At 65.0% G+C, this 13212-nt stretch carries 10 protein-coding genes; 6 read left to right on the forward strand and 4 right to left on the reverse strand.

What is annotated here, in order from left to right; translation table 11 throughout:
- Positions 1–76: 76 nt before the first annotated feature.
- The 3 genes from NGM99_RS07150 (at position 77) to NGM99_RS07160 (ending at position 3009) form a co-directional block, all read left to right on the forward strand.
- On the forward strand, positions 77–874 hold the full coding sequence (locus NGM99_RS07150) for a class II glutamine amidotransferase (RefSeq protein ID WP_252817482.1): 798 nt from the start codon (positions 77–79) through the stop codon (positions 872–874).
- 78 nt (positions 875–952) lie between these two features.
- Positions 953–2542, forward strand: coding sequence for a peptide chain release factor 3 (locus NGM99_RS07155; RefSeq protein ID WP_252817484.1), 1590 nt, complete (start codon positions 953–955; stop codon positions 2540–2542).
- 11 nt (positions 2543–2553) lie between these two features.
- On the forward strand, positions 2554–3009 hold the full coding sequence (locus tag NGM99_RS07160) for a GNAT family N-acetyltransferase (RefSeq protein ID WP_252817486.1): 456 nt from the start codon (positions 2554–2556) through the stop codon (positions 3007–3009).
- A gap of 7 nt (positions 3010–3016) precedes the next feature.
- Here the strand turns inward: NGM99_RS07160 and NGM99_RS07165 are convergent, their stop codons facing one another.
- Positions 3017–3706, reverse strand: a complete 690-nt coding sequence (locus tag NGM99_RS07165) for an endonuclease III domain-containing protein (protein WP_252817795.1) — start codon at positions 3704–3706, stop codon at positions 3017–3019.
- Between the two features lie 297 nt (positions 3707–4003).
- Between NGM99_RS07165 and NGM99_RS07170 the strand changes: the two genes are divergently transcribed.
- Complete coding sequence (locus NGM99_RS07170) at positions 4004–4663, forward strand: hypothetical protein (protein WP_252817488.1); 660 nt, start codon at positions 4004–4006, stop codon at positions 4661–4663.
- A gap of 315 nt (positions 4664–4978) precedes the next feature.
- Positions 4979–5662: a Crp/Fnr family transcriptional regulator gene (locus tag NGM99_RS07175; protein WP_252817491.1), complete on the forward strand. Its 684-nt coding sequence runs from the start codon at positions 4979–4981 to the stop codon at positions 5660–5662.
- Here NGM99_RS07175 and NGM99_RS07180 read toward each other — a convergent pair.
- Together NGM99_RS07180 and NGM99_RS07185 are read right to left on the reverse strand one after the other, a co-directional pair.
- Entirely contained in the window at positions 5600–9829 is a 4230-nt protein-coding gene (locus NGM99_RS07180; RefSeq protein WP_252817500.1) for a cytochrome P450, read from the reverse strand. The two genes, NGM99_RS07175 and NGM99_RS07180, sit on opposite strands and share 63 nt — an antisense overlap.
- A gap of 83 nt (positions 9830–9912) precedes the next feature.
- Positions 9913–11736 carry an adenylate/guanylate cyclase domain-containing protein gene (locus NGM99_RS07185; protein WP_252817502.1) on the reverse strand — a complete coding sequence of 608 codons (1824 nt, stop codon included), beginning with the start codon at positions 11734–11736 and terminating at the stop codon, positions 9913–9915.
- 126 nt (positions 11737–11862) lie between these two features.
- On the opposite strand from NGM99_RS07185, the gene NGM99_RS07190 reads away from it, so the two are divergent.
- Positions 11863–12522, forward strand: a complete 660-nt coding sequence (locus tag NGM99_RS07190; RefSeq protein ID WP_252817504.1) for a LysE family translocator — start codon at positions 11863–11865, stop codon at positions 12520–12522.
- Between the two features lie 42 nt (positions 12523–12564).
- On the opposite strand, the gene NGM99_RS07195 is transcribed toward NGM99_RS07190, so the two are convergent.
- The gene (locus tag NGM99_RS07195) at positions 12565–13191 is read right to left on the reverse strand and encodes a LysE family translocator (protein ID WP_252817506.1); all 627 of its coding nucleotides are present in this window, start codon (positions 13189–13191) and stop codon (positions 12565–12567) included.
- Positions 13192–13212: the final 21 nt, after the last annotated feature.

Here is a 13212-nt window from a genome sequence, read left to right on the forward strand (position 1 = left end):
CCGCGCAATCTTCAGATTTCATTAACCAAGCCGGCACAAGATTTCGGCTTGTGCAGCGCAACAAAGGTCGCCTCCCATGTGCCGCTGGGCAGCCTATCTCGGCCCTGAACTCTTTCTCGAGACTATCGTCTCCGCCCCCTGCCACAGCCTCGTGGCGCAAAGCCATTGCGCGCTGGAAGCCAAGACGGCCACCAATGGGGACGGCTTTGGCATCGCCTGGTACGGCGCGCGGCCAGAACCCGGCCTTTACCGCGATATCCTGCCCGCATGGTCGGACCCGAACCTCCAAAGCCTGTGCCGGCAGATTTCCTCGCGCCTCTTCCTCGCCCATGTGCGCGCGGCGACCGGCGGCGGCACAAGCCGCACCAACTGCCACCCCTTCGCGTCCGGGCGCTGGAGCTTCATGCATAACGGCCAGATCGGCGCCTGGGGAAAGCTCAGGCGCCGGCTGGAGTCGCTCCTGCCCGACGCGCTCTACGACCAGCGGCAGGGCACGACGGATTCCGAATTCCTGTTTCTCCTGATGCTCGCCGAAGGGCTCGACCAGGATCCGTTCGGTGCAGCTGCCCGCGCGGTCGGGCGTGTCACCGAGGTCGCCGAATCCGCCGGCCTGTCGCCCGATCTGAAGCTGACCGCCTGCTTTTCCGACGGCGAAACGCTCTGGGCCCTGCGCCATGCGAGCGACGGCCTGGCGCCGACACTCTATACGGCACAGACGCCGTCAGGCGGCCGCTGCCTCGTCTCCGAGCCCTTCGACCGCTCACAGAGCGGCTGGCAGGCTGTGCCACCCGAAAGCTTCGTCGCGATCCGCCCCGACGGCATGACCCTGCGCCCCTTCGTGCCGGCCTCCTTCCGCCTCGCACGCATCGCGTAGTTTCGGCATATTCGACAGAACGGCGTGGCATCGCTATATGCGCCCCACGACACGTTCTTTTATCTCACGGCTCTCTCCATGGCAGACTCCATCGCGCGCGAAGTGCCGCGCCGGCGCACTTTCGCGATCATCGCGCACCCCGACGCAGGCAAGACCACGCTCACCGAAAAGCTCCTGCTGTTCGGCGGCGCGATCCAGCTCGCCGGTGAAGTGAAGGCCAAGAAGGACAAGATCCAGACCCGCTCGGACTGGATGAAGATCGAGCGCGAGCGCGGCATCTCGGTGGTCACCTCTGTGATGACCTTCGAATATGGCGACCACATCTTCAACCTGCTCGACACGCCGGGCCATGAGGACTTCGCCGACGACACCTATCGCACGCTGTCCGCAGTCGATTCCGCGGTGATGGTGATCGACGCGGCCAAAGGCATCGAGCCGCGCACGCTCAAGCTCTTCGAAGTCTGCCGCCTGCGCGACATCCCGATCGTCACCTTCGTCAACAAGATGGACCGCGAAGCGCGCGACCCGTTCGACATCCTCGACGAGATCGAGCAGAAGCTGGCGCTCGACACAGCACCGATCACCTGGCCGATCGGCAGCGGCAAGAATTTTTCCGGCACGTTCCACTTGGCAGACAGCGCCGTGCGCGGCTCGGATTCAGAGGAGCACCGCACCAAGGTCAATGGCGCGCGCTCCGATCTGGTCGCCGGCCGCCTGCCCGAGAACGAGCGCGAGGCATTCGCGGAAGGGCTGGAACTGGCGCAGGAGGCCTGCCGTCCGTTCGATCTCGCGGCCTTCCGCGAAGGCCACCTGACGCCGGTCTTCTGGGGCTCGGCTCTGCGCAATTTCGGCGTGCGCGACCTGATCGAGGCGCTCGGCGATGTCGGCCCCGCCCCGCGCGCGCAGGAGGCCGACACGCGCAAGGTCGAGGCGACGGAAGAAAAGATGACGTCCTTCGTCTTCAAGATCCAAGCCAACATGGACCCGAACCACCGCGACCGCATCGCCTTCGTGCGCGTGTGCTCGGGCACGCTCGAGCGCGGCATGAAGGCCAAGCTCGTGCGCACCGGCAAGCCGATGTCCCTGTCCGCGCCGCAGTTCTTCTTTGCGCGCTCGCGCATCACGGCGGACGAGGCCTATGCGGGCGATGTGGTGGGCATCCCGAACCACGGAACCCTGCGTATCGGTGATACGCTGACGGAAGGAGAGGAACTCTTGTTCCGCGGCGTGCCGAACTTCGCACCCGAGATCCTGCGCCGCGTGCGTTTGGGCGATGCAATGAAGGCCAAGAAGCTCAAGGAAGCCCTGCAGCAGATGGCCGAGGAAGGCGTGGTGCAGCTCTTTTCACCCGAAGACGGCTCGCCGGCCATCGTCGGCGTGGTGGGCGCGCTGCAGCTCGACGTGCTGAAGGAGCGCCTCGCCGCCGAATACCAGCTGCCGGTCGATTTCGAAGTGGCGCGCTTTTCCGTGTGCCGCTGGATTTCGGCGGATAGCCGCATGGAGCTCCAGCGTTTCATCGAAAGCCATCGCGGCGACATCGCGCGCGATCTCGACGAAGATCCGGTTTTCCTCGCCCAGCACGAATTCTCGCTCAACTACGAAGCCGAGCGCTGGAAGGACATCCGCTTCGCCGCCATCAAGGACTATCAGGTGCGCGAGGCGGCATGACGCGAGACGCCATGCCATTCGAGATCGTGACACTGCGTGAGCGGCCGGAATTCGTTTCTGTCGTTCGGGACCGTCTCTGGCATGCATGGTGGCAAGACGAGGGAGAAACGTTGGATGCGTTGGATGCCGCCATCAGCGAATGTCTCGATGCTGATGCCATTCCAACCACTTTCGTTGCTGTCGCTGGCAACGCCTTTCTCGGCACGGTTTCCTTGATCTTCAACGACATGGCAGAGCGGCCGCAGTATTCGCCTTGGGTCGCGGCACTTTGGGTGGACGAGTCGCATCGCAAGCTGGGCTTGGGAGCGCGTTTGTCGGACCATGCTCTGGAGAAAGGATTCGAGGCCGGAGCCAGTGCCGTTTATCTTTACGCGACGCACGACAACGCCCCGTTCTACCGTAAGCATGGCTGGCAGACGGTCGAACCTGACGTGAACGGTCACGAAGTCTTCGCTCGATACCGCTGAAGGCCCCTCAGTTCACCTTGAACGCGCTTGGGCAGATATCGGCCAGCGTGCAGCGGTGGCAGGCGGGTTTGCGGAAGAAGCAGACCTTCTGGCCGTGCAGCATCAGGATCTCGTGGTTGTCGTAGATCTTCTGCGCATCCCAATCGGAAGGGAGCTGGGCGCGCAGGATGGCGTGCGAAGGGCCGACATCGACCTTGGGGCCGATCAGGCCGAGGCGCTGGGCGACGCGGTGGTGGTGGCTATCGACGGGCAATGCCGGCATGCGGAGCGTCGAGAAGGACAGAACGGCCGCACTCGTCTTCGGGCCGACGCCGGGAATGGCTTCGAGCCAATTGCGCGCCTCATCGACACCCACGCCTTCAAGAAAATTGAGCGTGAGGCTGCCATGCGTTGCCTTTACGGCCCGAAGGATGGCTTGGATGCGCGGCGCTTTCAGTTCCGGCCAGCGCACGCCCTTGATCAAGCCCTCGACCTCTTCGGTCTGCGCGTCGATCAGCGCCTGCCAATCCGGATAGTGTTCCCGTAATGCCCTGAAGGCGCGGCCGGAATCAGCGTTCTTGGTGCGATGCGACAGCAGCGATGAAACGAGCTCGCTCAGCGGATCGAGATCCTGAAAGTATGGGATCGGGCAGCCATAGACGGCGCAAAGCCGCTTGTGGATCAGAAGCGCCTTCTCCTTCAGCGCGGTCTCGGACAGGCCGACCGGCTTGGCCGGTTTCGCCTTTTCGAGTTCAGTGCCATGTTCAGTGCCATGGGAAAGCGCCTGTGCCATGGGGCATCGAATCCCCATCGAGTCGGTTCGTTCCGTTCAATCCGATGCAATTCCGTCAGGCTCGCGCAATGCATGCGATGGTAGGTCGAGACTGCGATGGTCTATCGATCCTGGCTCATCCCAACCGCGCTTGCAGCGGGTTCAATCAGACGAGGCACGCCGTGGGCACTGGCCGCGGCGACCGTGCTTTCGCTCGGTCTCACGCCGGGCATAGCGCAGCAGATGCCTTTCGTCGTCACAGCTGCCGATGCCGATCGCGTACCGCCGCCGTTCATGATGACGGCAGCCGACGACCTCAGGAATGCGGACGTAGCGGTGGCGATGGCCGACAGCGCCATCATGGAGCCCCCTAACGAAACGACCGCCTTTGAAGCCCTCACTCTGCCATTGCGTGAACGCTTCGGTGGAACGTCTCGGCCGTTTCAAATATCACGAACGGTGGACGCCTTTGTGATGACCAGCAATGATGTTGCGGCGACAATCGTCGCTTCGGTCGCCGGTGAACGGATCACGGCGTCCCGCTCGTCAGCGGGCAAGATGGACCGACTCAGCTCTTTCGCCGACGTAGTGCCCATGCAATCCGAGAAGGATGCGGGGCCCGGACTTGCGCTTTCCAGCGAGGCATTCGAGGCTAGACTTTCGGCAGCTAACCCCGAGACCGCAGTGATCCCCGACCGGGAGCCAACGGACAACCAGGCTTTGTTGCTTGCGGTCTTCCAGTCGCGTCATGGCGGGGACGCCGGGCTGCCCTTGTCGTTCGAAGAACTGAGCGGCGGCGGGTTCACCGCCGGGCCGGTGGAAGCGTCGAACGAGTTCCAGCATCCCGTTGTGCCGGTTACCCCGCCGCCCGGTTTGGTCGCCAGCCTGTCCGACATGGGTTGAGACGAGCCCCATCCCCTCATGAGCGGCAGGACGTGATGCGCCTCGGCTGGCTTGTGTTGGTCGAGCCCAAGGGATTTCCTGCCCGCCGGCAAAAAAGCGCTCCATGTGACGCGCCGCACAGAAGGCGCTGACCGCAAGCGCTACACCGCTCGGCATTCGAAGGGGGTTCCTTTTCGAGGCCGTGGGTTCGTCCTCCCCTGCCGCCTCTCGTCCCGCCGGCCTCGGGGGTTTCGCCGGCGGGACGTTCTCTTCGGCCCTCATTTGCCAAGGTCTGCCCTAGAGGCTTAGTCTTCCTGCAAATCTCGGGCGGCACTGATGGTTCAAGACGCGACAGGGTCGGGTGACAGGCTGATGGCGCGGATCGCGCCGGCGTTGTTTTCGCTCCTGTTCGCCGATTGTCGCATCGAGCGCTTTCAAGCCGGCCATCACCTTTTCATGCAGGACGACGCGTCCGACCGCATCTATGGCGTGGTCAGCGGACGGATCGAGATTTCGCTGTTTTCGGCGGAAGGCCAGAAGCTCGTCGCCAATATCGAACAGGGGCAGAGCCTTGTCGGCGAGATCGGCGCCTTCGACGGCGGCAAGCGCACGGCGACCGCCACCTGTATCGGGCCGTGCGAGCTTTATTCGCTCAACCGCCGCCAGCTCTTCGAGCGTATCGAGCGCCATCCCGAACTCGCGCGTGCTATGATCGAGCTGCTTTGCGCGCGGCTGCGCTGGGTGTCGGACGAGTTCGGCGATCAAGCCTTTCTCGACGTGGAAGCCCGGCTTGCGAAGCGTCTGCTGTTTCTTTCCACACGGCTCGCCGACGAAGAAGGCTGGGTGGCGATCTCGCAAGCGGAGCTCGCGGATTTTCTGGGCGTCACGCGCGAATCCGTCAACCGCGTGCTCAACGACTGGCGCGGCCGCGACTGGATCGCCCTGAAGCGCGGCGCGCTACGCCTGCTCCGCGCTCCAGCCCTTAGGCGTGTCGCGGCGGCGGAGGACGGCCTCGCCTGAACCGAGCCGAGAGAGGAGAAAGCGCAGGGCCGCGCGGCTGGGCAGAAAGAAGTAGCCGCCGCCGCGCGTCGCAACGAAGCGCGGCACATTTTCCAGAACCTCGCTGCCCTCCCAATGCGGAATGGTGAACCGGCCGCCCTGTCCGCTCGGGGCGATGATCGGGTCGCGCTCGCCCGAAAGGCCGTGGAAAAAAGCGGATGAGGCCCAGCTCTGCTGGATGAACTCGTATTGCCGCTCGATATCGGCATTAAGGCACATGAAGAGCAGCCCCTTTTCGCCCCTGCCGCGCCGTGCGCCATAAGAGCGGCCGATGCGCAGGATGCGATGGCGCTTGTTGATCTTGATCTGAATCTCAGCGTCACCGCCCAGCGAGTCGCGCGGGTTGGAGCGGCGGATATGCGCGCCGAAGGGACATGCGAGCCCCTGCGGGTCTTCCGCGCCGAAGGAGAAGTCGTTCTCGATCCGGTCGGTTCGATGATCCTCCGGGCACCGCGTGAGGGCTGCCCCCTCCGGCCAGCGGCCCATCATCTTGGCGGCGATATAGCGTGCCGAAACGGGCTGTTTGTCCGGATGGTTGAAGCTCTGCGCGCGAGCTTCGCAGAAATTCTCGAAAGCAGAGACATCCTGACTGAACTGGCGCATCACCAGAAACGAGCCGTTGCGGCCGAAATCGTGAGCGTCCTCGCCTGCATCGTGCAGGGTGCCGGCAGGGTCCCGACCGGCGGGCACGGAAGGGCTTGCCGGGCAGAAGCCGTGCTCGTCGCGATAGCCGAACAGAAATTCGCCGGCTGCAAGCGTATGCCTGGGCGCCGCATCCTTGCGCACCGCACGCCGCGTGCCGCGCACGATCGGCTGGGAAATGCCGTCCGCGAAGCCGAAATGCTCGACTGCGCGACCGTTCTCGCGATGGATATGGAGCGGCAGGCGGTGAGCGATCACGAGGCCGGCCTCATCGATCCGCGCTTCCGCTTCCGCGCGGACGGCTTTGAACGTCGCGGCGTCGCGGGCATAAAGAACGAGAGCCACATCCACCGGATTGGCCGCGTTTCCCCAAAGCCAGCGCGGTGGCCTGTCCTCCTCCGCATCGGCCAGAATCCGGCTGCGTTCCGGATTGCCCATGGTCTGGCGGAAAGCGGCCGGAAAGGTTTGGAGCGGCGCGCCGTCCGGCCCCGCTTCGAGGCCGAGCTTTTCGAGGCCACCGGGACCGAAGGCGGACAGCATGGCGCTCATCTCGGGGACATGGTCGCCGAAGCTGGTTTTCTCCAGGACCCATGCCAGCCACTCACGCCGCTGCGCCCGCGCGATATCCTTTGGCACACGGAGGGCCAGCATTTCGGCGTGTTCGAGGCGGCCAAGCGCATTGAAGAAGACCGACTGGATCTCACCGCTTTCCAGCGTTTCCGCCGATGGCGGCTCGCGCGTGAACGGCATGATGAGCGTTTGCGCGGGCTCCATCACAGGCCGTGGCGGCATCGAGCCGAACAGGCTCAGCCAGTCTCGCGCCTGTGCATCGGTGGCGCTCGCCAACCCCTTGCGGATCGCCGCATTGGTGCGGATGCGGCCCGTGGTGAGGTTGGGATAGGCCGAGAACCAGAAACGCGTCGGCACCTGCTGGCGACGGGCCCAGCGCTTGAAGCGTTCGCCGTCCCGCGCACCGTCGAGAAACAGGAAGCGCGTGCGCGGATAGCCCTTGGCGTTGCTCCAGATGCCGGTGAGGCCGGCGGAGGCCTTTGCGATGAAATCTTCCAGATAGCTTTCCCACGAACCGTCATAGTTCGACAGAAAGACGAGGCGCTTGCGGTCGGGCAGCACCACCCAGCGCGCGGCGTGGATGGTGTTGAGACTGCCGAGGAAGCCCGGCTTGAAGAGATGGGTGGCGGTGATCGAAACGAGATAAAAGGCGGCGCGCAGGCTCATGATGCGGATGAAGCCGGGCTTGATGCGCGAAACAGCGGTGAGATGGTTCTGTGCCGTCCAGTTCTCGCCCGCCATCAGCGCTTCCAGCTCACTGAGCGGCACGGCGGCATCGTCGGGCCGATCGTGGTTTTCGAGGCGGCGCAGAAGCCAGAGGCCGATGGCGACCACGATCAGCACCACGGCACCGGGGCCGAGCAGCGCCAGGAGGAACGATGTGCCGACCGTGATCGGGTTGACCCGCAGATCGAACAGGCCCCAGAAGGTGAGCCAGACGCAGACGAGATAGACGAGGGCCACGAAAAGCGCCACGCGGGGTGCCAGAAGCGTGGCACGGAGAACCTTCCAGCGGCTTCCCTGCGGCTTGTCGAGCCGACTTACCGCCGGCTCGAAGGCCCAACCGAAGCGCGGGTCGGCGGTGATGGTCTGTCGGACCTGGGCCAGCGTTTCGGCGGCCCCCTTCCCCTCACCGCGGGCGCCTTCGATGCTGTCGCGTACCGCGCAGGCGAGGTCTTCCTCCGCCAGAATGCGTTTCACCGAATGGCCGGGCGTGCCGGAAAAGACCAAGCCGGACAAGCTGCCGAAGCTCGCCGAGATATCGAGGCAGCGCCCGAGCAGGAAACGCGCCAGCGGTTCGCGAGGGGATAGCCCGCATCCGACTTCGAGGAGCGGGCGCAGAAAGGGCTCGGCGTGCTCGGCGAAGCCTTCGACCACGGTGTTGCGGTCGCCATCGCCCGAGAGTTCGATCACCACATAGGAGGCTTCGTTTGTTTCCGCCTCGCCTTTGAACAGCGTGATGCTGGTGAAATGGATGATGCCGCTGGCAGCAAGCGCCTGGCCGATCGGGCCTTGGGCCGGGTTGCCTAGTGCCGCGATCTGTTCTTCGAGCGCCGCGAGAGGCGCCTGCCGCCGGACCTCGCAGCAGATGGTGACGAGCGCCTGCGGCGTTGTTTGCACTAGCTCGTGGCGCTCGAACGCGACCAGCAGGCGTTCCGGATAGGCACCGAGCCGGGTCAGCCGCCCTTTTCTGCCTTTCACGCGCTTGAGGCCCGGTTTGGCAAAAAGCGCCTTCAGGCATTCGCGGATTTGCACGCGCGCCATTTCCATGCCGATGCAAAGGTGGATGCCGTGGCCGAAGACCATGGACTGGCGCTGCGAGCGGAGTGGATCGAAGCGGTCCGGGTCGGGAATGGCTTCGGCATCGAACATGGCGGAAAGCGTCGCGGGCATCACCACGGTGCCGGCCTTCACCCTGCGCTCGCGCGGTGTTCCCTGCCCAAGCACGGTGTCGCGCGGAACATATCGCCAAGGGCCGATCCAGATTGGCTTGAAGCGCATGGCTTCGTAGATCACCTTGTCGAGCATGCGGTCGTCTTGAGCGGCGAGCGCGTCGTCGAAAGCCGCACGCGCATCGGGGCGCGACAGGATCACGTCCAGCACATTGCCGCTGCCCAGGATGTTGGTCGGCACGAACCCCACCACCATGCCCATCAGAACAGCGCGGGCCTCCTCATGCGTGAGGCGTCCGTCATCCACCATCGCGCGGAGGCGGGAGACGGGCTTTCCGGGCGCGAGCGTGTCGGCTTGCGCCAGCGACAAGTCGATCAGCATCCCGACGCGATCCGCTGCGACCAAAGCCAGCTCGCGCGTGGCGGGCTTGGCGGTGGGATCGGAAAAGAACAGCGCGCTCAGCGTCAGCGTCCAGTCGGCGAAGAGCGGCTCGTCGTCGATGCGCAGGCCGTAATAGTCGCGGCAGATGCGGACGGGCACGAGGCGCAGGAGATCGGACACCGCATCGAAGGGCGGGGCCGCCTGGCGCATGATGCTTCGGGCATAGTCTCGCGCCATGGGCTCGACGATCCGCGTGATCTCGTCAGGCGGAAAGGCAGCGAGCACCTGGCCCTTCAGGCGGCGGTAGAGCGAGCCGTCCTGAAGGCCGAGAATGAACGGCGCGCCGCCGCCCATTTCGGTCATCTCGAGGCCATAGGGCGTCTCGAAATCCTCGCCACGCTCGAGGATTTCGCGCACGTCGCGATGGCAGGTGGCGAGCATGAAGCGGCCCAGCCGTGGGGTGGGCCAGAACTGGCGCAAGAGGCTCAGCCACCAGCGCGGGTTTTCCAAGAACCGTCCGATCAGCTTCGGGACAGTTCCTGTGTTGCGCAGGCGTTCGATGTCGAAGGGCGGCAGCTGGTCGATAGGCGGGCTTTTGACCTGGGCCTCGCGGATGGCATCGAAATATTTCAACCCCGGCATCGCGCGTCTGCCCCTCTTTCATGCCTATAGCGGGAATCCGCTATAGGGCCGGTCCGACGGGGGCACTGTGAGCCGGATCACTTTCATGCGGTCGCGAGCGCCCCGCTCAGCTCGAAACTCTCGATGAACCGCTCATTGATGCGGCGGTCGGCAAAGGGAATCCAGCGCACATGCCCATGGGTGAACTGGGGGTGCCGCGCATCGAACAGGCTGCGCTCGGCTTTCGCCTCGTCATGACGGCCCAGCCGCCCCAGTGCGCCGATCTTCAGAAAGCGGGAATAGAAATAGCCGGGTGAGAGGTTGAGCGAGCGGTCGGCGGCACGGATCGCTTCGTCCCATTCCCCTTCGATGCTCATGCTGGCGGTCAGTTCGCCGAGATTGTGGAAACCGTAGAGGTCGAAGGGACTCAGGCGCTCGGCATCGCGAAAGAAGGGCGCGGCGGCTGCCCCCCGCCCCAGAAGCAGATGCGCGCTGCCCATGGCCGAACGGGCGAAAGCGAAGCTGGGATTGAGCCTGAGCGCCTCGCTCAAATGCTCGATGGCGCTTTCGGCATGGCCACGCATGATCTCGCTGATGCCGAGATGGGCGTGGGGTCTCGCATCCATGCTGTCCATCAGAAGCGCACGGCGGGCGTAGCGATCCACTTCGCGCAAGCCTTCGCTCTCGCCGAAGCGCAGCCAGGCGCGCCAGAAATGCCACCAGGCGAGTTCGTTGAGTGCGGCGCTCGACCCAGGATCCGCATCATGGGCCTGCTCGAAAAAGGCGAGTGCCGTCTGTGTGTCGCGCCGTGTGCGGCGGTTCATGTGCCAGCGTCCGCGCGACACGAGCTGCCAGGTGTCCAATCGCTCATGCGGCGCCTGAAAGGAGCGCGCCTGCTCGAAGCGATCCACTTCCTTGGCGAGCATGGCCACGATCTCGCGGCCGACCTCGGCCTGAAGCTCGCCCAGCGCTTCCAAGGGCCGCTCATAGGTACCGCGCCAGAGCAGGCGGCCATGAGCCGCGTCCTCCAAGGCGACAGCCAGGCGCACCGAGCCGTTCACCCGCGCCAGGCTCCCGCTCGCCAGATAACGCGCGTTGAGCGCGTGTCCGATGAAGCGTGCGGACAAACGCTCGTCTCGGAACTCGAAGCTCGATGAACGCGCGATCACCGGCAGCCAGCGTGTGGCGCTCAAACCGTTGATGATGTCTTCAGCGAGCGCGTCGGCCATGAAGGCGAGATCCGGTTCGCAAGCCGGCGGCAGAATCGCGATGGCGGGCGGGCCGCTGTTTGCCGCCGATCGCGCAATCGCAGGGAAGTGCGCGCCTTCGTTCGCCGTGCCCGGCTGCATCGAGGCCACGAGGATGCGCACGGGAAAGGCGATGTTCTTCAGGCGGAACTCACCGAGATCGGCAAAATCCGCCGGCGTCTTGTCCTTGACGTGGTGCCAGACGGTTTCAGACACCGCGAAACCGCCTTCGGGCGCGAATTCCTGCACGCGGGCTGCGATGTTCACATCGTCGCCGAACAGCAGGTCGCCGCGCACGATCACGTCGCCGGTGTTGATGCCGGCGCGAAAACCCATCCGCATCCGGTCGCTGCTCGCAGCGTTCAGGGCCGCGACCGCTTCCTGAAAGTCGAAGGCCGCGCGCAATGCTTCCACCGGCGAGCCGAACTCGGCCATGATGCTGTCGCCGGCGGCCCCGAAGACCCGCCCGCCATGGGCCGCGCAGCGCGCCGAAATCAGGTCGCGCCGATGCTCGAAGGCTGCGACCGCAGCCTCGTCGTCTTCGCCCATGAGCTGGGAGAACCCCACCGCATCGATCGCGATGATGGTCGCCAGCTGCCGCGTATATTGGCGGTCCGACATCCCCTTGCCGATTCGCACTTCCCCATCGCGACGCCGCGCCGCGAGAACCGCAGTCTGCATCCCCTTCCCCTACGAAAGCAATGCTTGCCGACCCAGCCGCGCAGGACACCCTATCCAAGGCATGAAACCGGGATCAATGTGAGCTCTATCACAGTGCATGTAACAAGGCGGTGGCAGGGAGGCGTCATGATATCCCTTGCCCTCCCCGTCGCGCTCCCCGCAGCCGCCGACCTGCCACTTCTGGGTGGCTTCGCGCTCTCCTATGCGGCATTGGCGGTGACGCCGGGCGCGAATTTCCTGGTGGTCAGCCAGATCAGCCTGCAGGCCTCGCGCCGCCATGCGCTGATGACAGCGCTTGGGGTGGCGGTGGGCGCAGCGGTCACGGCAAGCGTGGCTCTATCGGGTGCCGAACTCATCACACCCTGGGTGCGGCTGGTATCGGTGATGCAACTGGTCTTTGCGGCCCTTCTCGCGCGGATCGGCATCACCGCGCTCGTCAAGGCCTGGGCGGCCTACCACCACATGCCGTCCCGCGCCGTTCCGCCGCCGCTCACATGCTTTCTCTTGGGATTTTCGACGGCCCTGATGAACCCGTTGACGCTGTTGTTCTTTCTCGGCCTCGCTCTGGCGCCGGCCGGCACAACCCGGCCTTTCGCGCCGCTCGAAGGAGCCGCTGTCGTTCTTTGCGTGGCGCTGCTCTGGTTCGGCTTCGTGGCCGTGTCGTTCTCGCGTGAAACGGTGCACCGAGCCTATCTGCGCGCACGGCCGGTCGTGGACGGCGCGGCGGGCCTCGCCATCCTCGCGATTGCCGTTCATCTCGCACTGAAGGCCGTGGCGGCTGCCTGAAACCACTGAAGCAGTTCCGGCGACCGGCCCCCCGGAAAACGTCTAGCGCCAGCAGGACAAAACGAGCGTGCCCGCCAGGCCCAGCAGCGCACCTCCATAGATGCGGTCGATCCAGATCGCGCGCGCCGAACGGAAAAGCCGCGTCGCCTGCGCGCCGAGCATGGCGTAGACGAGAAGCACCGAAACGTCCGCCACGGCGGCGATCAGGGTCAGCACGGCATATTGCGGCAGAAGCGCCCGGTCGGCGTCGATGAAGGGCGGCAGAATGGCTGAAAAGAAGAGCCAGGCCTCCGGATTGGTGAAGGCCACCACGAAACTTCGAAAGCAAAGCGCGGCGGCCCCTCCGCCGGCCCCGGCGCCCGGTTCGCTGAGGCGCACGGCCATGCCTGCCGTTCGAAAGGCCGAGAACCCGATGAAGGCAAGATAAGCGGCACCCGCGATGCGCGCGGCGACAAGGCTATAGTCCGAAGTCGAAAGCAACGCCCCCAGGCCGACTGCGACGGCAACAACCAGCAGAAGATCGGACAGCACGACGCCGGCGATTCCCGCGAGCGCATGCCGCATGCCATGGCGCGAGCCATTGGTGATGGCGAGTGCCACGTCGGGTCCGGGCACCAGCATGCCCAGCACGGAAAGAACCGCAAAACTCGCCAGATGAACCTCTCCCATGACCGCGCTCTACGCAGGTTC

It is taken from the genome of Mesorhizobium liriopis, assembly GCF_024053505.1.
Taxonomy (GTDB): Bacteria; Pseudomonadota; Alphaproteobacteria; order Rhizobiales; family Rhizobiaceae; genus Mesorhizobium_B; species Mesorhizobium_B liriopis.